We start from the raw sequence: 19051 nt of genomic DNA, 5'->3' as shown, positions 1-19051 counted from the left end.
GCGGGGGCCGTCACGGCTCCCAGGCGTGCCGGGTGCCGAGCACCTGCCCGAGGTCGTAGCCGACGGGCTCCTCCAACTGGGCGTAGGTGCACTCGCGCGGCTCCCGGTCCGGGCGCCAGCGGCGGAAGCGGGCGGTGTGCCGGAAGCGGTCGCCCTGCATGTGGTCGTAGGCGACCTCCACGACCCGCTCGGGCCGCAGCGGGACCCAGCCCAGGTCCTTGCCGCCGCTCCAGCGGCTGGGCGCCCCGGGCATCCGGCCCTCGGCCTGCGCCTCCTCGCGGGCCCACTCCTCCCAGGGGTGGCCCTCGATGCTCCCGGGGATCAGGGGCGACAGCTCCTCCATCAGCTCCTGGCGGCGGCGCATGGGGAACGCCGCGCAGACGCCGACGTGCTGGAGGCGCCCGCCGCCGTCGTACAGGCCCAGCAGCAGCGAGCCGACCACGGGGCCCGACTTGTGGTGGCGCAGCCCGGCCAGGACGCAGTCGGCGGTGCGTTCGTGCTTGACCTTCACCATCACCCGCTCCCCCGGCCGGTAGGGCAGGTCGAAGGACTTGGCGACCACGCCGTCCAGGCCCGCGCCCTCGAACTGCGCGTACCAGCGCCGCGCCACCTCCTCGTCGCGGGTGGCCGGGGCGAGCGAGAGCGGCGGCCCGGCCCCGGCCAGCGCCCCGGCCAGGGCCTCGCGGCGGCGGTGCAGGGGCTCCTCCAGCAACGCGCGGTCCCCCAGCGCGAGCAGGTCGAAGGCGACGAAGGCCGAGGGCGTGCGTCCGGCCAGCGTCCGCACGCGGGACTCGGCGGGGTGGATGCGTTCCAGCAGGGCGTCGAAGTCCAGCCGCCCGCCGCGGGCGATGACGATCTCGCCGTCCACGACGCAGCGCCCGGGCAGCTCGCGGCGCAGGCCGGCGGCCAGCTCGGGGAAGTAGCGGGTGAGGGGCTTGGTGGTGCGGCTGGCGATCTCCAGCTCGTCCCCGTCGCGGAAGACGATGGCCCGGAAGCCGTCCCACTTCGCCTCGTAGTGCATGCCGGGCGGGATGGCCGGGACGGCCTTGGCCAGCATCGGCTTGACGGGCGGCATCACCGGGAGGTCCATGATCCGGATTCTGCGGGCGGCCGTCCGCGCGCGCCCGCCGGCGGGCGCGTTCGCGTGGCCGCGCCTACGGTGACGGTATGGCGGAGGCGATGACCCTCACGGTCGGCGACCGCGAGGTGCGGCTGTCCAGCCCGGACCGGGTGTATTTCCCGGAGCGCGGGTTCACCAAGCGCGACCTGGCCGAGTACTACGTGACAGTGGGCGAGGGCGCGGTGCGGGCGCTGCGGGACCGGCCCACGACGCTGGAGCGGTACCCGGAGGGCGTCGAGGGCGAGTCGTTCTACCAGAAGCGGGCGCCGAAGCACCTGCCCGGGTGGATCCCGACGGGGCGGATCGCGTTCCCCAGCGGGCGGTTCGCGGACGAGATCTGCCCGAACGAGCCGGCGGCGCTGGTGTGGGCGGCGAACCTGGGCTGCCTGACGTTCCACCCCTGGCCCGTGCGGCGCGGGGACACCGACCACCCCGACGAGCTGCGGATCGACCTGGACCCCCAGCCGGGAACGTCCTACCCGGACGCCGTGCGGGCGGCGCTGGAACTGCGGGAGCTGCTGGCGGAGCTGGAGCTGGAGGGGTGGCCGAAGACCTCGGGCGGGCGCGGGCTGCACGTCTTCGTGCCGATCGCGCCGGAGTGGACGTTCCCCCAGGTGCGGCGCGCGGCCATCGCGCTGGGGCGCGAGCTGGAGCGGCGCGCGCCGGAGCGGATCACCACGGCGTGGTGGAAGGAGGAGCGCGGCAGCCGGATCTTCGTGGACTACAACCAGATGGCGCGGGACCGCACGATCGCGGGCGCCTACTCCGTGCGGCCGACGCCGCGGGCCACTGTCTCGGCGCCGCTGCGCTGGGAGGAGGTGCCCGAGGCGCGGCCCGAGGACTTCGACCTGGGGACGATGCCGGGCCGGTACGCGGCCGAGGGGGACGTGCACGCGGACATGGAGGGGCGGGCGTTCCGGCTGGAGGCGGTGCTCGACCTGGCGGACCGGCACGAGCGCGACCACGGTCTGGGCGACCTGCCCTACCCGCCGGACCACCCGAAGGCGGAGGGCGAGCCGACCCGCGTCCAGCCCAGCCGGGCGCGGCGCCGGCCGGCGGAGGGGGACTGACGCGCGCCGGCTCGGGCACCGGCGCAACGTCCCCGCCGCGCGCCGTCGTTACGCCGGGTGGCGGGCCCCGGGCGGGGCGGTGCGGGCGACGGTGCCGGCGGCCGTGTCCAGGTCGGCCTCGGTGAGGTCCGCGCGGGCGGTCAGGCGCAGGCGGGAGATGCCGTCGGGGACGGACGGGGGGCGGAAGCAGCCGACCGCCAGGCCCTCCTCGCGGCAGCGCTCCGCCCACGCGGACGCCTCCCCCGGCGCGGGCGCGCGGACCGAGATCACGGCGGCGTCGGGCCGGGTGACGTCCAGGCCCGCCGCGGCCAGGCGGCCGTGGAGGCCGGTGGCGACGGCCCGCACGCGTGCGGGGCGCTCCGGCTCGCGGCGCAGCAGCCGCAGCGCGCCGAGCGCGCCCCCGGCCGCCGCCGGGGCGAGGCCGGTGTCGAAGATCAGGGTGCGGGCGGCGTTCACCAGGTGGCGGATGACCCGGGCCGGGCCGAGCACCGCGCCGCCCTGGCTGCCCAGGGACTTGGAGAGGGTGACGGTGGCCACCACGTCCGGCTGCCCGGCCAGGCCCGCCGCGGCCGGGGTGCCGCGCCCGCCCTCGCCGAGCACGCCCAGGCCGTGCGCGTCGTCCACGACCAGGGCCGCCCCGGCGGCGCGGCAGACGGCGGACAGGTCCCGCAGCGGGGCGATGTCGCCGTCCACCGAGAAGACGGCGTCGGTGACGGCGAGGGCCGGGCCGGGGTGGGCGGACAGCTCCTTGCGGAACGCCTCGGGGTCCGCGTGCGGGACGACGGCGACCTCGGCGCGGGCCAGGCGGCAGCCGTCGATGAGCGAGGCGTGGTTGCCCGCGTCGGAGACGATCAGCGTCCCGGCCTCGCCCAGGGCGGTGAGGGCGGCGAGGTTGGCGGCGTAGCCGGAAGCCAGGACGAGGGCGGCCTCGAAGCCGCAGAACGCCGCGAGTTCGGCCTCCAGTTCGGCGTGCAGCTCGGTGGTGCCGGTGACCAGGCGGGAGCCGGTGGAGCCTGCGCCCCAGCGGGCCGCGGCCCCCCGCGCGGCGGCCACGACCTCGGGGTGGCGGGCGAGGCCGAGGTAGTCGTTTCCGGCCAGGTCCAGCAGGGGCGAATCGGCCGGGCGGGGTCGCAGCCGCCGTGTCAGGCCGGCGCGCTCGCGCCCCTCGTGGGCCTCGTCGAGCCGGTCGAAGACCCGGCCCGGGCTGCTGGCGAAGCTGTCCTCGCGGCTGTCCTCGTGCACGGCGCGCCGTCCTTCGCTGGAGGGGGGGACGATTGTGGGTAGTGGCTAAACCTAGTGCGCGCCATGCGCGCAGAGCATGTGGTGATGAACACAGTGCCCGGACCCGCTCTTGTTGGCTTCCGACCTACCCAGGGCGGGCGGCGGTGAGCCAGGATCGGCGCCATGGACCTGTTGAGCACCCTGGTGGACAAGGGCCTCCGCCGCGAGCTGCCCACCCGTGAGGAGGCGCTGGCCGTTCTGGCCACGTCCGACGACGAGTTGCTGGACGTGGTGGCCGCGGCCGGCAAGGTACGGCGGCAGTGGTTCGGGCGGCGGGTGAAACTCAACTATCTGGTGAACCTCAAGTCCGGCCTGTGCCCGGAGGACTGCTCCTACTGCTCCCAGCGCCTGGGCTCCGAGGCGGGCATCCTGAAGTACACCTGGCTCAAGCCGGGCGAGGCCGCCGAGGCCGCCGCCGCGGGCGTGGCCGGCGGCGCGAAACGGGTGTGCCTGGTGGCCAGCGGGCGCGGCCCGACGGACCGGGACGTGGAGCGGGTCTCCGAGACGATCGCCGCGATCCGGGAGCGGCACGCAGACGTCGAGGTCTGCGCCTGCCTGGGCCTGCTCTCCCAGGGCCAGGCCGAGCGGCTGCGCGAGGCGGGCGCGGACGCCTACAACCACAACCTCAACACCTCCGAGGCCACCTACGCCGACATCTGCACCACGCACGGCTACGAGGACCGCGTGGCCACCGTCGAGCAGGCCAAATCGGCGGGCCTGTCGGCCTGTTCGGGCCTGATCGCGGGCATGGGCGAGAGTGACGAGGACCTGGTGGACGTGGTCTTCGCGCTGCGCGAGCTGGACCCGGACTCCGTCCCGGTCAACTTCCTCATTCCCTTCGAGGGAACGCCCCTGGCGCAGGAGTGGAACCTCACCCCGCAGCGGGCGCTGCGCATCCTGGCGATGACCCGCTTCGTCTGCCCGGACGTGGAGGTGCGGCTGGCGGGAGGGCGCGAGGTGCACCTGCGCTCGCTCCAGCCCCTGGCGTTGCACCTGGTCAACTCGATCTTCCTGGGCGACTACCTCACCAGCGAGGGCCAGGCGGGCAAGGCGGACCTGGACATGATCGCGGACGCCGGATTCGAGGTGGAGGGCACGGAGACCACGACGCTGCCCGAGCACCGCGACCCCCGGGACGAGCTGCGCGGCGACCTGGTGTCGGTCCGCCGCCGCGGCGCGGGCACGGAGCTGCCGCCCAATGCCTGACGCGCCCGCTCCGGGCCCGGGGGGCGCGGCGGCGGGCGCCGCCGCGCCGCTGCTGGAGCTGGACCGGCGGCACGTGTGGCACCCGTACGGGCCGATGCCGGGGCGCGAGGACCCGCTGGTGGTGGAGTCCGCCTCCGGGGTGCGGCTGCGGCTGGCCGAGCCGGCGGCCGGGCGCCGGGAGCTGGTGGACGGGATGGCCTCCTGGTGGTCCGCGGTGCACGGGTACAACCACCCGGTGCTCAACACCGCGGCCCGCGACCAGCTCGACCGGATGAGCCACGTGATGTTCGGCGGGCTCACCCACGAGCCGGCGGTCCGGCTGGCGAGGCTGCTGGCCGAGGTCACGCCGGAGGGCCTGGAGCACGTCTTCCTCGCCGACTCGGGCTCGGTGGCGGTCGAGGTCGCCCTCAAGATGTGCCTCCAGTACTGGCGTTCGCTGGGGCGGCCGGAGAAGCGGCGGCTGCTGACCTGGCGCGGTGGGTACCACGGCGACACCTGGCACGCGATGTCGGTGTGCGACCCCGAGGGCGGGATGCACCAGCTGTGGTCGGGGGCGCTGCCGCGGCAGATCTTCGCCGAGGCGCCGCCGCCCGGCTTCGACGCGGAGCCGGACCCGGCGTATGAGCGGGGTCTGCGGGAGCTGATCGCCCGGCACGCGCACGAGGTGGCGGCGGTGATCGTCGAGCCGGTGGTTCAGGGGGCGGGCGGGATGCGCTTCCACGCGCCGGGGCTGCTGCGGGTGCTGCGCGAGGCGTGCGACGAGCACGGGGTGCTGCTGATCTTCGACGAGATCGCCACCGGCTTCGGCCGCACCGGCGCCCTCTTCGCCGCCGGCCACGCGGGCATCACCCCGGACGTGATGTGCCTGGGCAAGGCCCTGACGGGCGGATACCTGACGCTGGCCGCGACCCTGTGCACGCCGCGTGTGGCCGAGGGCATCTCGCGCGGGGAGGTCCCGGTGCTGGCGCACGGGCCGACGTTCATGGGCAACCCGCTGGCCGCGGCCGTCGCGGAGGCGTCCGTGCGGCTGCTGCTGGAGGGGGACTGGGCGGGCGAGGTGAAGCGGATCGAGGCGGGGCTGCGCGAGGGCCTCGCGCCCGCCGCGGAGCTGCCCGGGGTGCGGGAGGTGCGGGTGCTGGGCGCGATCGGCGTGATCCAGCTCGACCACCCCGCGGACATGGCCGCCGCCACCCGGGCCGCGGTGTCGGCCGGGGTGTGGCTGCGGCCGTTCCGCGACCTGATCTACACGATGCCGCCCTACGTCACCGCCGACGAGGACGTGGCCCTGATCTGCGCGGCGGCCCGCGCCGCGGCGAGCGCGGGGTGAGGCGGTGAACGCCCGGGGCGGGCGCCCGCCGGGTCCGGTACTGGTGGTCAGCGGCACCGGCACGGAGATCGGCAAGACGGTGGTGACCGCGGCCGTGGCCGCGCTGGCGCGGGCCGCGGGGCGCTCGGTTGCGATCCTGAAGCCGGCGCAGACCGGCCTGGAGCCCGGGGAGCCGGGCGACGCCGCGGAGGCCGCCCGGCTGGCGGGCGGCGCCGGGGTCACCGCGCGGGAGCTGGCGCGCTTCCCCGAGCCGCTGGCCCCGGCCACCGCCGCCCTGCGGGCCGGGCTGCCGCCGGTCGGGCCGGCCGAGGTCGCCAAGGCGGCGGCGGAGCTGGCCACCGGCCACGACCTGGTGCTGGTGGAGGGCGCGGGCGGCCTGCTGGTCCGCTACGACGGGGCTGGCGGGACGCTGGCGGACGTGGCCGCGCTGCTGGGCGCGCCGGTGCTGGTAGTCGTGGCGGCGGGTCTTGGCACGCTGAACGTCACCAGCCTGACCGCCGAGGCGCTGCGGGCCCGGGGGCTTGAGCTGCCGGGAGTGGTGATCGGGAGCTGGCCGGCCGAGCCGGACCTGGCGGCCCGCTGCAACCTGGCCGACCTGCCGCAGGCGGCGGGGGCGCCGCTGCTGGGGGCGGTCCCGGCCGGGGCGGGGGCGCTGGCCCCGGCGGAGTTCCGGGCGCGGGCGGCGCGGTGGCTGGCCCCGGCGCTCGGCGGGCGGCGCGCGCCGGGCTGAACGCGCGGGCGTCCCGGGGCGGGAGGGGCGGGCGTTTCGTGAGGGACCGGACGGGAACCCGGCGCGGGAGGTGATCACGATGCCTGAACCGGGCAGCAAGAGCTACGACATCCACCGCGCCCGGCGCCGGAAGAACGCCGAGAACGAGGGCGTCTCCGACCAGGACGCGAACCGGGCCGCCAACGAGGACCTGCGAAGCGACCCCCACTTCCGCCGGCGCGGCCCGCGCACCGAGCGCGGGCGCGGACCCAAGGCCGAGCGCCCCGGGTCCCAGGACTAGGGGCCCGGCCGCCGAGGAAGGCGAGCAGAGACATGGCGAGCAACGACGCGCGACGCCGCACGGCGCGCGCGCTGATCGACCGCTGCGGGCAGACCTACGCCGCGCAGGCCGGCATCCGGCTGCGGAACACGCCGGGGCCGCTCTATCGGACCGTGGTGCTGGCGCACCTGCTGTCCGCCCCCATCAAGGCGGATGTGGCGGTGGCGGCGGCCCGCGCGCTGTTCGAGGACGGGATGCGCGACCCGCGGCGGATGGCCGAGGCCACCTGGCAGCAGCGGGTGGACGCCCTGGGCAAGGGCCACTACCGCCGCTACGACGAGCGGACCGCCACGCAACTGGGCGACGGGGCGAACCTGTTGCTCGACCGCTACGGCGGGGACGTGCGCCGGATGCGGGGCGAGGACCTGGAGCGGCGGCTGCGGGAACTGCCGGGCATCGGGCCCACCGGCGTGAACATCTTCCTGCGCGAGGTGCAGGCGGTGTGGCCCGAGTACGCCCCCTTCATCGACGGCAAGGCGCGGGCCGGGGCCGAGCGGGTCGGGCTGCCGCGCTCGCCCGAGGCGCTGGGGCGCCTGGTGGACGGCGAGGACGTGCCGCGGCTGACGGCCGGTCTGGTGCGGGTCTCCCTGGACCGGAAGCTGGCCGAGGACGTCCGGGAGCACGCGTCCGCCTAGGGCGTCTCTCCCGGGGTTCCTCCCGGTGCGGCCAGGGGACTCGTGGGAGGCGAAGCGGCGGACCGCCCCGGGAGGCTCCCCATGGCCGACATCGAGGCACCGCAGATCGACGCGCTGAAGGCCGGGTTCCCCAGAGTCGTGAACGTGACTTCTCCCCCAGCGGAAGCAGGGGGATTCGCCCCTCGCGGGTTGCGCTTTCTGCTTCATCGACAGCCGCCGAGCCGAACAAACGGCAAGGGCTGGGGCACCAGCCACCGGTCTTGCGCCGGCTCCACAGACCTGACATCCCTCCGGCCCGGCGGTAGACCCGGACGGCTCGGCCATCACCGACCGGGCACCCCTACCACCCGTACGGGTGCAACCACACACCGTGAGCGGGCGGCCCATCCGCCCCGAGGCGTACAGCCTCCTCCCTGCTGTGCGCGCCGACCTGAGGAATCCTGCCGGTCCGGCGGCGGGCCGGTCACCTTCCGGCGGGCCGGGCGGGGCGCGCACCGAGCGGGGAGGCGGTGGCGGCAGGCGCGGGACGCGCCGCCACCGCTTCCCACCAGGCGGTCAACGGCAGCCCCGCGGCCGGCTCGAAGGACTCCCCCGGCCGCGGCACCGCCACCGTCACGCCGAGGCGGCCGGCCTCGCGCACGGTCCGCTCCGCCGGCTCCTCCCACGGGTGCATCGCGAGCACGAACGTCCCCCAGTGGACGGGCAGCAGGACGCCGTGCGCGGAGCCGCCGGAGAGGTCGAGGTGCGCGCGGACGCCCTCCTCCGGCGTCATGTGGATGTCCGGCCAGTGCTCGGTGCTGTACGCGCCGACCTGCATCATCGTCGCGTCGAAAGGGCCGTGCTCCCGGCCGATGGCGGCGAATCCCGGGAAGTATCCCGTGTCGCCGCTGTGGAAGACGCGGTGCCGGGGCCCGGCAACCACCCAGGAGGCCCACAGGGTCTGGAACCGGTCGCGCAGGCCACGGCCGCAGAAGTGCTGCCCGGGGGTGGCCGTCAGGGTCAGCTCGCCGACGCGCGTGGACTCGCCCCAGTCCAGCTCGGTCAGGCGCCGGGCGGGCACGCCCCAGTGCTCCAGGTGCGCGCCCACGCCGAGGGGCATCACGAAGGCGGCCCCGCCGCGGGCCAGGGAGCGGATGGTCGGCATGTCCAGGTGGTCGTAGTGGTCGTGGGAGATGACGACGGCGTCGAGGCGGCCGAGCTCGCGCAGGGAGAGGGGCGAGCGGTGCAGGCGGCGCGGCCCGGCGAAGGGAAAGGGCGAACAGCGCTCGCCCCACACAGGGTCGAACAGGACGCGGTGCCCGTCGATCTCGGCCAGCACCCCCGCGTGCCCGAGCCAGGTCAGCCGCAGCCCGGAGCCGGGGCGGTCGGAGGGGTCGGCTGCGGCCGGGCGCACCAGCGGCACCGGCCCGGCCGGCTTGCGCCGGCCCCGGTCGGGGTGGAGCAGCAGGTCGCGCAGCAGCGCGGGCAGGTCCCCGCTGCCGCCGAGCCGGACGGGCCCGCCGTTGCGGAAGGCGCCGTCGCGGTACTGGGGGGAGCGCAGGACGCGGGCCAGGCGCTCGCCCGAGGGCCTGGCACCGAAGGCCGCGGGCAGCAGCCGGGACCGAGGGCGGGAACGGGCGCGGACGGACGACTCGGGGAACTCGGCGAACTCGGTCATGAGAACCTCCCTGAACGCGTGAGGCCACTGTAGGCCATCGCAGTGACACTCCGTCACGCCCCGCCATTCGCCGCGCGCGGAGGGTGATCCCGAAGCGGGGCCGCGCCCGGCCGGGCGCCGAGGGGCCCTCAGGCCGGGCCGAGCTGGGTGAAGTAGCCGATCAGCGCACGCTTCAGCTCCCGGACGACGGCGGCGCGTTCCGCCTCGGTCCCGGCGGCGGCGGCCAGGGGGACGAGGGCCTTGAACAGCTGGGCGGCCACCCTGGCGGCCAGCTCCGCCTCCGGCGCGGTCAGCCCCGGCGCCCGGCGGCGCACGGCCGTTGTCACCCCGGCGAGGACGACCTCGTGCAGGGGCCCGGTGACGGCGAGCAGGCCGGGCGGCTGGTCGGTCCTCGCGAACAGGGCCTCGAAGCCCGGGTGCTCCAGGGCGAAGGCGAGGAAGGGGTCGACCACGCGGTCCACGGCGGCCACGAGGTCGCCGGACGCCAGGGCGGCCGTTCGCGCCGCATCCGCCGAGGGGGTCGCTCCCGCCGGGTCCGCCTCGCCGAACGCCGCGGCCAGCGCGCCGCGCAGCCCCTCCGCGAAGCGGCGGGCCAAAGCCTCGGCGATGGCCTCCTTGTTCGGGAAGAACTGGTAGAGCGAGCCCGGCGAGATGCCCGCCTCGGCGGAGATGCGCACGGTGGTCGCGGCCTCGAAGCCGTGCTCGGCGAAGACGGCCGCCGCCGCGTCGAGGATCTGGGCCATCCGCCGCTCGCCCCGGGCCTGCCGCCGCCGCGCCGGGCGTGCGCCCCGCGCGCGGCGCTCCCCCGTCGCCGCCCCCGTCGCCTCCGCCACGGCGCGCGTCACCGCCTTTCCTCGGTCCGTTCCCGCCCATGATGGCAGCAGCTTGACAATGCGAATACTCGCTCGTATTTTTCGAGGAACGCGAATCTTTCTTCACATTAGACCGAGTCTTCGCATGAGACCGAGGGAGCCCGCATGCGCACGCTGCTGCTCACCGGCGCCGGCCGGGGCCTGGGGCTGGCCACCGCCAGGTTCCTCCTGCGCCGGGACCCCGGGCTTCACCTCGTGACCGCCGTGCGCGGCGACGCCGAGGCCCTGGCCTCGCGCCTGTCCGCCGACGCCCCCGGGCGGGTCACCGGGCTGACCTGCGACCTCGCCTCGCTGGACTCCGTCCGCCAGGCGGCCGGCCGCCTCGCCGGGCTGCTGGAGGCCGATCGCCTCCCGCCGCTGCGGGGGATCGTGGCGAACGCCGGCATGCAGGCCACCACCGCCACCCAGCGCACCGCCGACGGCTTCGAGGCCACCTTCGGCGTCAACGTCCTGGGCCACTACCTGCTCATCCGCCTGCTGCTGGACCGCCTGACCGCCCCCGCGCGGATCGTCCTCGTCGGCAGCGGCACGCACTACGGCGACTTCCGGCACAACCTCGGCCTCATTCCCGCCCCCCGGGACGCCCCCGCCGCGCGGCTGGCCCGCCCCTGGACCGCGCCCGACGCCGCCACCCCCCGGGCCGGGCGCGCGGCGTACGCCACCAGCAAGCTCGCCGTCGTCCGCCTCACCCACGCCCTGGACCGGCGCACCCCCGCCGACGTGGCCGTCTACTGCCTCGACCCCGGCATGATGCCGGGCACCGGGCTGGCCCGGCAGGGCACCGCCCTCGAACGCGCGGCCTGGCACAGCGTGCTGCGCCTGACCCGGGTGCTGCCCGGCGTCACCAGCCCCCGCGCCGCCGCCCGGCGCCTGGCCGCCGCCGCGATCGGGGAGGCGCCCGGCCCCTCGGGCAGCCACCTCGCGGGCGGCCGCGTCACCCGCTCCTCCCCCGCCTCCTACGACCGGGAGCGCGAGGAGGACCTGTGGGCGACCGCCGCACGCCTTGTGGGTCTCGCGCAGGTCCCCTGAACGGCCCCGGCGGGCGTGCGTGGATCCGGTGCGCCCCCGTCTCGCGCCCCGGCGCCCGTCGTAGACTTCGGCGGGGAACAGGAGATCGAAACGTGAAGGGCGCGGGACGCGCCGGCACCGCCCGTCCGAAGCTCTCGGAAACTCTCGGGGATATCTGCCTATGCCAAGCACCGGCGCGCTGAAGCGAGTTCGTGCGGCCTGGGACCGCGCCCACGCCGCCTCCCGGCTCCGCCCGCCGCTCCTGCTGGAGCTGCCGCTCGTCATCGCCCTGTACCTCGGGTACAGGTTCGGCCGCCGCGTCGCCAACGGGCAGTTCTCCGAGGCCTTCGCCAACGCCGAGCGGGTCTGGGACCTCGAACGCGCGCTCCACCTGCCGAGCGAGGCCTGGGTGCAGGACCTGGTGATGCGCAGCGAGACCCTCATCCGGGGCATCAACGTCTACTACGCCACGGTCCACTTCCCCGCGATCCTCCTGTTCATGGTCTGGATGTACTGGCGGCGCCCCGGCCACTACCTGTGGGCCCGCCGGGTCCTGACCTGGGTGACCGGCGCAGCCCTGGTGCTGCACCTGCTGGTCCCCCTGGCCCCGCCCCGGCTCTACCGCACCGGCGACATGGTGGACACCGGCGTCCTCTTCGGCCCGGCCGTCTACGACGAGCCCGACCCGGACTCGATGGCCAATCAGTTCGCAGCGATGCCCTCCCTGCACGTCGGCTGGGCCGTGTTCATCGCCCTCGCGCTGATCGTCTCCTCCCGCACCCGGTGGCGCTGGCTGTGGCTGCTGCACCCGGCGGTCACCGTGCTGGCCGTCGTCTCCACCGCGCACCACTACTGGATGGACGGCATCGTCGCCTGCCTGCTGCTCGCGGCCACGCTGCTGATGCTCCGTCCGCCGCCCCGCCCCGGGGCCGCGACGGGCCGGACCGCACCCGTTCCCGCCCTGGCCTCCGCCCCCGCGGCCTCCCCGGCCCCGGAGGACGCCGCCGCCGCGGGCCCCGAGCCGCCCCGGGCCGGCCTGGCCGCCGGACCCGAGCGCTGAGCCCGGGGCGCCCAGCCCCGGCCGCCGGGCGGAACGACGGCGGCCAACGGCAGCGGCGGGGGCGCGTCCGTGCAGGTCCGCGCGGGCGTGCGCGCCCGGCGGTCACCTGCCGCATTCGGTCCCTTGCCCAGCGAAGTCCACCGCCCGTATCGTTGGTCCGCCGTCCACATCGCATGATGAGGCCATCATCTGACGGCGCGTAGGGGCCCGGGCCCGGGGAGGGACGCCATGACCACACGCGGACGACACCGCCGTTACCGGCCCAGCGCCGTCTCCCGCGCCTCGCTCACCGTGACGGCCTCCGGCGCGGGGCTCGCGCTCCCGCTGCTGGCGGCGAGCGCCGGTCACGCGGCCCCCGTGAGCACGTGGGAAGAGGTCGCCGAGTGCGAGAGCGGCGGTCGCTGGGACATCAACACGGCCAACGGGTACTTCGGCGGCCTCCAGTTCGCCCAGAGCACCTGGGAGTCGTTCGGCGGCACGGAGTTCGCGCCCCGCGCCGACCTGGCCACCCGCGACCAGCAGATCGCCGTGGCGGAGCGCGTCCTGGTCGGACAGGGCCCCGAGGCGTGGCCCGTCTGCGGCCCGGAGGCGGGCCTGACCCGCGGCGGCGACGCCCCGGAGATCGCTCCCGCCGCCCCCCGGGAGGAGACCCGGGACGCCGGCGAGGAGCCCGGGGCAGCGCCGGAGGCGCGCCAGGCGTCCGCGCCCGCGGCGCCCGCCGCACCCGAGCGCACCCGCGAGACCGGCGGCGACCTGTACGAGGTCATCAGCGGCGACACGCTCTCGGGGATCGCCGCCTCGCACGGCGTGCGCGGCGGCTGGGTCTCCCTCTACGAGATGAACCGCCAAACCGTCGGCGGCGACCCCGACCTGATCTTCCCCGGCCAGCGGCTCGCCCTGCGCCGGCCGTCCGGCGGCGGCGAGGAGGAGCGCACGCCCCGGGAGCGCGCCGAGGAGACGGAGGGCAGCGAGGAGACGGCCGGGGCCGAGGAGCGCGCGGCGGCTGAGGCCGAGCAGCGCGAAGCCGAGGAGCGCGCGGCGGCTGAGGCCGAGCAGCGCGAAGCCGAGGCCCGCGAGGCGGAGGAACGGGAAGCCGCGGAGCGCGAGGCCGCCGAGCGCGCCGCCGAGGCCCGGCAGGCAGCCGAGCGCGAGGCCGAGGAGCGGGAGCGCGAGGCCCGCGCCCGGGAGGCCGCCGAGCGCGAGGCGGCGGAGCGCGCCGCAGCCGAGCGGGAGCGGGAGGCCGAGCAGCAGCGCTCCGCCTACACCTCCCCCGTGGACGCCGGCATCGGCACGCCCTACCGCGCCTCCGGCGGCTCCTGGTCCCTGGGGTACCACACGGGCGTCGACTTCCCCGTGGCCACCGGCACCTCGATCCGCGCGGTCGCCGAGGGCCGCGTGGTCTCGGCCGGCTGGGCGGGCTCCTACGGGTACGAGGTCATCATCCGGCACGCCGACGGGCGGTACAGCCAGTACGCCCACCTCTCCGCGATCTCCGTCTCCGAGGGCCAGCCGGTCAACAGCGGCCAGCGCATCGGCCGTTCGGGGTCCACGGGCAATTCCTCGGGCCCCCACCTGCACTTCGAGATCCGCACCGGGACGGGCTTCGGCTCCGACATCGACCCCCTGGCCTACCTCCGCTCGCACGGCGTCTCGCTCTGAAACCGGGCGCGCACGCGCCCGCCCGGGGCCGCCAATCCGGACAGATGCGCAGGTAATCACCCCGAAGAGGGATGTTGATCCGCTGTTTCCTTCCCTCATCTGCCGCCCGGTCAGTAGTCTCAACCGTCTGGGGGCCAATTCGCGCATATGCAGGGGACATTGGAGACGTCGATGGAACGACCCGCCTGGGCACCACAGGGCATCGACCTGTCCGTGCCGAGCGTGTCCCGGATGTACGACTACTACCTGGGCGGCTCGCACAACTTCGAGGTGGACCGGGCCGCCGCCCGCCGCGCCATCGACCTCTTCCCCGGCCTCCCCAAGCTGGCCCAGGCGAATCGTGCCTTCATGCGGCGGGCCGTGCGGTACGCCCTCGACCAGGGCGTGCACCGCTTCCTGGACATCGGCTCCGGCATCCCGACCTTCGGCAACGTCCACGAGATCGCACTGGCCGGGGAGCCCGGGGCCCGGGTCGTCTACGTGGACAACGACCCGGTGGCCGTGGCCCACAGCCGCGCCGTGCTGGCCGGCGAGGAGCGGGCGGAGATCGTGGCCGCCGACTTCCGCGAGCCGGCCGCCCTCCTGGAGCGCGAGCCGGTCCGCCGGCTGCTGGAGCCGGGGCGTCCGGTGGCGCTGCTGCTGGTCGCCCTGCTGCACTTCTTCGCGGACGAGGACAAGCCCGGTGCGCACGTCGCGGCCCTGCGGGACGCGCTGCCGCCCGGCAGCCTGCTGGTTCTCACGCACCTGACCGACGACGGCCCCGCCGGGGCCGGGGCCATCACCGAGGTCTACCGCCGCGGCGGCGCGACGCTGGTGACCAGGAACGCCGCCGAAGTCGCCCGCTTCTTCGAGGGGTTCGAGCTGGTGGAGCCGGGGGTGGTGGCGCTGCCCGACTGGCGCCCCGAGTCCCCGCCCGCCCAGGAGGATCCGAACGTGTACAGCGGATATGCCGGAGTAGGACGTACAGCGTGACATTCCCGCCATCGGGGCCGCCCGGCCACCACCGCACCGACGGCCGCGCGGCACCGCCCGACGGCCTGCGCCGGTTCGCCGCCGCGTGGTGCGGGGCCGTCTACCCGAACACCTCCACCTCGCTGACCCGCGATCAGTTCGAGGAGCTGCTGCTGCGCCTGGCCGGGCGGCTCGCGGACGCCCTCGCCGCCGAGGACTTCGACCCCTCCCCCGGCCGCGCCGTCGGCCAGGAGCTGGTCGCGGCTCACTGCACCGCGCCGGGCGCCCTGCCGGGCATCCTCGGCGTCATCGACGACGCGCTGGCCGCCAGTTGCCCGCCGCCGGGCGCCCTCTCCGGCGAGCAGGTCCGCTCCCGCTGCGCGCGGCTGCAGCACGCCCTCTCCGCCGGCTTCGCCCAGGCCCTCCAGGAGCGCACCCGCAGCGAGCAGGAGTCGCTCTCCCGCGCCGCGCTGGCCGCCCAGACGGAGATCGCCCACGCGCTGCACGAGAGCGAGGCCCGCTTCCGCGCCGTCTTCCGCGGCGCCCCGCTGGGCATCGGCATCGCCGACATGGACGGCAAGGTCCTCGACGTCAACGAGGCGCTGACCGAGATGTTCGGCGGCTCCGAGGCGCACCTGCCCAGCCGCAGCCTCCACGACTGGACGCACCCGGACGACGCCCCCGAGGTGTGGCGCCTCCAGGGCGAGCTGGTGCGCGGCGAGCGCGACCACTACCAGGTCGAGAAGCCCTACCAGCGCGCCGACGGCACGGTGCTGTGGACCAACCTCACCGTCTCCCTGCTGCGCGACGCCGACGGCGAGCCGCGCTACATGCTGGCGATGATCGAGGACGTCTCCGAGCGCCGCCTGCTGCACCTGCGGCTGCGCTACCAGGCCACCCACGACGCCCTGACCGACCTGCCCAACCGCTCGCTGTTCTTCGAGCGGCTCGAACAGGCCCTGGCCCCGGGATCGGGGCCCAGCCGGATCGGGCTGTGCTACCTCGACCTGGACGGCTTCAAGGCGGTCAACGACAGCCTGGGCCACGCCGTGGGCGACCAGCTGCTCATCGCGGTGGCCGAGCGCCTCCAGTCCTGCGCCTCCGGCCCGGGGCAGATGCTGGCCCGCATCGGCGGGGACGAGTTCGTGGCCCTGGTGATAGACCCGCCGACCCCCGAGGCGGTCACCGAGCTGGCGCAGCGCGCGCTGGAGGCGCTGTCCGCGCCGGTGGAGGTCGGCGGCCGGGAGCTGATGGTCCGCGCCAGCATCGGCATCGTCGAGGGCCCCACGCTGCACCTGACCTCGGCGGAGGTGCTGCGCAGCGCCGACATCACGATGTACCGGGCCAAGGCGGAGGGCGGGAACCGCTACGCCCTGGCCGACCCCGACTCCGACGCCCGGGCGATCAGCCGGCACCACCTGACCCACCACCTCCCGGCGGCCCTGAAGGGCGCCGAGTTCTTCATCGAGTACCAGCCGCTGGTGCGCATGGAGGACGGCAGCCTGGAGGGCGCCGAGGCCCTGGTGCGCTGGAGCCACCCGCGCCACGGGGTCCTGGGCCCCGACCGCTTCATCCCGCTGGCCGAGCACACCGGGCTGATCGTTCCGCTGGGCCGCTGGGTGCTCCAGGAGGCGGTGCGCCAGGCGTGCAAGTGGCAGGTGCGCGGCATCGGCGGCGCCCGACCCCTGAAAGTCAACGTCAACCTCTCCCCCCGGCAGCTCCACCACCCCGAGCTGGTGGACGACACCATCGCGGTCCTGGAGGAGGCGGGGCTGCCGCCCAGCTCCCTGTGCCTGGAGGTCACGGAGACGGCGATGATCCGCGCGGACGAGAACGAGCTGCGCCCGCTGCGGGAGCTGGCCGAGCTGGGCGTGGGCATCGCGCTGGACGACTTCGGCACCGGGTACTCCAACCTCGCCAACCTGCGGCGCCTGCCCGCCTCCACGCTGAAGCTGGACCGTTCCTTCACCCAGGGCCTCCAGCGTGACCCGGCCGACCCGGTGGACCTGAAGATCGTGGAGGGCATCGTCTCGCTGGCGCACACGCTCCAGCTCTCGGTGACCGTGGAGGGTGTGGAGACCGGGGCGCAGGCGCAGCAGTTGCGGGACCTCGGCTGCGACTCGGCGCAGGGCTGGTTCTACGCCAGGCCGGGGCCGCCGGAGCGGCTGCCGCAGGCCGTCTGACCGGCCCGTCCCGTGCGCGCGCGGCCCGGCGCGGAGGGGCGGGGCCGGGGGGCGGGGCGGCGAAAACGCCGTGGGGGGCCGTGCGGCGGGCTCGGTAGGATGGCGGGTATTCACGTCGTCACCCGTCGCACAGCGTGACCCGTCGCGCACCGCGGCCCGCTGACGCTCGCACGTCCCTCTCACATTGGAGCATCCGAGGATGGCCCGACACCTCATCACCAGTGCGCTGCCCTATATCAACGGCACCAAGCACCTGGGGAACATGGTGGGCTCGATGCTCCCCGCCGACGTGTACGCCCGCTACCTGCGCCGGCGCGGCCACGAGGTGCTGTACATCTGCGCCACGGACGAGCACGGGACGCCGGCGGAGCTCGCGGCGAAGGCGGCCGGGCTGCCGGTGGCCGAGTTCTGCGCGCGGCAGCACGCGGTGCAGAAGGCGATCTACGACGGGTTCGGCCTGGCATTCGACCACTTCGGCCGCACCTCCTCCGCGCAGAACATCGAGATCACCCAGCACTTCGCGCGCCGGCTGAAGGAGAACGGCTTCATCGAGGAGCGCTCCACCCGCCAGGTGTACTCGGCGGCCGACGGCCGTTTCCTGCCCGACCGGTACATCGTGGGCACCTGCCCGTACTGCGGCTACGAGGCGGCCCGCGGCGACCAGTGCGAGAACTGCACTCGGGTGCTGGACCCCACGGACCTGCTCAACGCCCGTTCCGCGGTGAGCGGAAGCACCGACCTGGAGGTGCGGGAGACCACGCACCTGTTCCTGCTCCAGTCCGCGCTGGAGGGCGAGGTGGCGGCCTTCGTGGACGAGCGGGGCAAGGAGTGGCCGACGCTGGCCTCCTCCATCGCGCGCAAGTGGCTGACCGAGGGCCTGCTGGACCGGGCGATCACCCGCGACCTGGAGTGGGGCGTTCCCGTCCCGGCGGACGTGTGGCCTCAGCTGGCGGCCGAGGGCAAGGTCTTCTACGTGTGGTTCGACGCGCCGATCGGCTACATCGGCGCGACGAAGGAGTGGGCGGACTCCGCGGGCGAGGGCGAGGAGCGGGACTGGCGCTCCTGGTGGTACGACGTGGAGGACGAGGTCCGGTACACGGAGTTCATGGCCAAGGACAACGTCCCCTTCCACACCGTGATGTTCCCGGCGACCCAGCTGGGCACGCGGGAGCCGTGGAAGCGCGTGGACTACGTCAAGGCGTTCAACTGGCTGACGTACTACGGCGGGAAGTTCTCCACCTCGCAGCAGCGCGGCATCTTCACGGACGCCGCCCTGGAGCTGCTCCCGGCGGACTACTGGCGGTACTTCCTGATGGCGGGCGCCCCCGAGTCGGACGACGCGTCGTTCTCCTGGGAGCTGTTCGCCTCGGTGGTGAACAAGGACCTGGCCGACACGCTGGGGAACTTCGTCAACCGTGTGCTGTCCTTCTCGAAGAAGCGGTTCGGCGACCAGGTGCCCGGCGGGCACGCGCCCGGGGAGCCGGAGGCGCGGCTGGGCGAGGAGATCGCCCGCCTGCTCGCCGAGTACGAGGAGCACCTGGAGGCCCTCCAGTTCCGGAAGGCGGCCTTCGCCCTGCGCGCCCTGTGGAGCGCGGGCAACGCCTATCTGGAGGAGAAGGCGCCCTGGCTGGAGATCAAGACCGACCAGGACGCCGCCGCCCTCACGCTGCGCACCGCGATGAACCTCATCCGGCTCTACGCGGTCGTCTCCGAGCCCTTCATCCCCTTCACCTCGGCGGCGCTGCGCGAGGTGTTCGCGCCGGGGACCGAGGAGCGGTGGGTGTCGCCGGAGGGGGCGCGGGCGCTGGACGCGGTGCCGGAGGGAACGCCGTTCACCGTCCCGCCCGTCCTCTTCACCAAGCTGACCGAGGAGGACCTGGACGGCTTCCGGGAGCGGTTCGGCTCGGAGGGCTGAAACGCCGCGGGCTCCGAGGGCCGGAACGCCGCGGGCTGAGGCTCCCTCAGCCCGCGGC

16 protein-coding genes are annotated in these 19051 nt (G+C 75.3%); 12 read left to right on the top strand and 4 right to left on the bottom strand.

The features are described from left to right. Positions 1-10 precede the first annotated feature (10 nt). Positions 11-1090, bottom strand: a complete 1080-nt coding sequence (locus RM780_RS06380; RefSeq protein WP_311629511.1) for an ATP-dependent DNA ligase — start codon at positions 1088-1090, stop codon at positions 11-13. 77 nt (positions 1091-1167) lie between these two features. Between RM780_RS06380 and ligD the strand changes: the two genes are divergently transcribed. Next, the gene (ligD, locus tag RM780_RS06375) at positions 1168-2190 is read left to right on the top strand and encodes a non-homologous end-joining DNA ligase (protein ID WP_311629510.1); all 1023 of its coding nucleotides are present in this window, start codon (positions 1168-1170) and stop codon (positions 2188-2190) included. 48 nt (positions 2191-2238) lie between these two features. On the opposite strand, the gene RM780_RS06370 is transcribed toward ligD, so the two are convergent. Continuing rightward, positions 2239-3432 carry an 8-amino-7-oxononanoate synthase gene (locus RM780_RS06370; RefSeq protein WP_394812896.1) on the bottom strand — a complete coding sequence of 398 codons (1194 nt, stop codon included), beginning with the start codon at positions 3430-3432 and terminating at the stop codon, positions 2239-2241. A 162-nt stretch (positions 3433-3594) separates the two neighbouring features. Between RM780_RS06370 and bioB the strand changes: the two genes are divergently transcribed. The 5 genes from bioB (at position 3595) to RM780_RS06345 (ending at position 7688) form a co-directional block, all read left to right on the top strand. Next, positions 3595-4677: a biotin synthase BioB gene (bioB, locus tag RM780_RS06365; protein WP_311629509.1), complete on the top strand. Its 1083-nt coding sequence runs from the start codon at positions 3595-3597 to the stop codon at positions 4675-4677. Then, positions 4670-6004, top strand: a complete 1335-nt coding sequence (locus tag RM780_RS06360) for an adenosylmethionine--8-amino-7-oxononanoate transaminase (protein WP_311629508.1) — start codon at positions 4670-4672, stop codon at positions 6002-6004. The genes bioB and RM780_RS06360 overlap by 8 nt, the downstream gene beginning before the upstream one ends. 4 nt (positions 6005-6008) lie before the next feature. Further along, a complete protein-coding gene (bioD, locus tag RM780_RS06355) occupies positions 6009-6734 on the top strand; it encodes a dethiobiotin synthase (protein ID WP_311629507.1) in 726 nt (241 codons plus the stop codon). 79 nt (positions 6735-6813) lie between these two features. Further along, positions 6814-7014: a hypothetical protein gene (locus tag RM780_RS06350; RefSeq protein ID WP_311629506.1), complete on the top strand. Its 201-nt coding sequence runs from the start codon at positions 6814-6816 to the stop codon at positions 7012-7014. Between the two features lie 32 nt (positions 7015-7046). Beyond that, complete coding sequence (locus RM780_RS06345; protein ID WP_311629505.1) at positions 7047-7688, top strand: HhH-GDP family DNA glycosylase; 642 nt, start codon at positions 7047-7049, stop codon at positions 7686-7688. Between the two features lie 463 nt (positions 7689-8151). Here RM780_RS06345 and RM780_RS06340 read toward each other — a convergent pair whose 3' ends face one another. Both RM780_RS06340 and RM780_RS06335 read right to left on the bottom strand, forming a co-directional pair. Beyond that, positions 8152-9345: an MBL fold metallo-hydrolase gene (locus RM780_RS06340; protein ID WP_311629504.1), complete on the bottom strand. Its 1194-nt coding sequence runs from the start codon at positions 9343-9345 to the stop codon at positions 8152-8154. 128 nt (positions 9346-9473) lie between these two features. Beyond that, complete coding sequence (locus RM780_RS06335; RefSeq protein ID WP_311629503.1) at positions 9474-10190, bottom strand: TetR/AcrR family transcriptional regulator; 717 nt, start codon at positions 10188-10190, stop codon at positions 9474-9476. A gap of 132 nt (positions 10191-10322) precedes the next feature. Between RM780_RS06335 and RM780_RS06330 the strand changes: the two genes are divergently transcribed. From RM780_RS06330 to metG, 6 genes are all read left to right on the top strand, one after another. Further along, entirely contained in the window at positions 10323-11246 is a 924-nt protein-coding gene (locus RM780_RS06330; RefSeq protein WP_311629502.1) for an SDR family NAD(P)-dependent oxidoreductase, read from the top strand. Positions 11247-11406: 160 nt separating this feature from the next. Next, positions 11407-12285, top strand: coding sequence for a phosphatase PAP2 family protein (locus RM780_RS06325; RefSeq protein ID WP_311629501.1), 879 nt, complete (start codon positions 11407-11409; stop codon positions 12283-12285). Positions 12286-12513: 228 nt separating this feature from the next. Next, positions 12514-13944 carry a transglycosylase family protein gene (locus RM780_RS06320; protein ID WP_311629500.1) on the top strand — a complete coding sequence of 477 codons (1431 nt, stop codon included), beginning with the start codon at positions 12514-12516 and terminating at the stop codon, positions 13942-13944. Between the two features lie 171 nt (positions 13945-14115). After that, a complete protein-coding gene (locus RM780_RS06315) occupies positions 14116-14916 on the top strand; it encodes an SAM-dependent methyltransferase (RefSeq protein ID WP_311629499.1) in 801 nt (266 codons plus the stop codon). Beyond that, positions 14913-17078 carry a putative bifunctional diguanylate cyclase/phosphodiesterase gene (locus RM780_RS06310; protein WP_311629498.1) on the top strand — a complete coding sequence of 722 codons (2166 nt, stop codon included), beginning with the start codon at positions 14913-14915 and terminating at the stop codon, positions 17076-17078. The genes RM780_RS06315 and RM780_RS06310 overlap by 4 nt, the downstream gene beginning before the upstream one ends. Positions 17079-17277: 199 nt before the next feature. After that, positions 17278-18993 (top strand): methionine--tRNA ligase, encoded by a 1716-nt coding sequence (gene metG / locus RM780_RS06305; protein WP_311629497.1) that lies wholly within the window; start codon positions 17278-17280, stop codon positions 18991-18993. Positions 18994-19051: the final 58 nt, after the last annotated feature.

This window comes from Streptomyces boetiae, from assembly GCF_031845405.1.
Lineage (GTDB): Bacteria > Actinomycetota > Actinomycetes > Streptomycetales > Streptomycetaceae > Streptomyces > Streptomyces boetiae.
Note: the sequence above shows the minus strand (reverse complement) of the source record. Positions and strands in the feature narration are given on the sequence as shown.

Coding starts and splice junctions, on each gene's coding strand:
- RM780_RS06380 (WP_311629511.1), bottom strand. CDS start 1,090: ATGGACCTCCCGGTGATGCCGCCCGTCAAGCCGATGCTGGCCAAGGCC.
- ligD (WP_311629510.1), top strand. CDS start 1,168: ATGGCGGAGGCGATGACCCTCACGGTCGGCGACCGCGAGGTGCGGCTG.
- bioB (WP_311629509.1), top strand. CDS start 3,595: ATGGACCTGTTGAGCACCCTGGTGGACAAGGGCCTCCGCCGCGAGCTG.
- RM780_RS06360 (WP_311629508.1), top strand. CDS start 4,670: ATGCCTGACGCGCCCGCTCCGGGCCCGGGGGGCGCGGCGGCGGGCGCC.
- RM780_RS06350 (WP_311629506.1), top strand. CDS start 6,814: ATGCCTGAACCGGGCAGCAAGAGCTACGACATCCACCGCGCCCGGCGC.
- RM780_RS06345 (WP_311629505.1), top strand. CDS start 7,047: ATGGCGAGCAACGACGCGCGACGCCGCACGGCGCGCGCGCTGATCGAC.
- RM780_RS06340 (WP_311629504.1), bottom strand. CDS start 9,345: ATGACCGAGTTCGCCGAGTTCCCCGAGTCGTCCGTCCGCGCCCGTTCC.
- RM780_RS06330 (WP_311629502.1), top strand. CDS start 10,323: ATGCGCACGCTGCTGCTCACCGGCGCCGGCCGGGGCCTGGGGCTGGCC.
- RM780_RS06325 (WP_311629501.1), top strand. CDS start 11,407: ATGCCAAGCACCGGCGCGCTGAAGCGAGTTCGTGCGGCCTGGGACCGC.
- RM780_RS06320 (WP_311629500.1), top strand. CDS start 12,514: ATGACCACACGCGGACGACACCGCCGTTACCGGCCCAGCGCCGTCTCC.
- RM780_RS06315 (WP_311629499.1), top strand. CDS start 14,116: ATGGAACGACCCGCCTGGGCACCACAGGGCATCGACCTGTCCGTGCCG.
- metG (WP_311629497.1), top strand. CDS start 17,278: ATGGCCCGACACCTCATCACCAGTGCGCTGCCCTATATCAACGGCACC.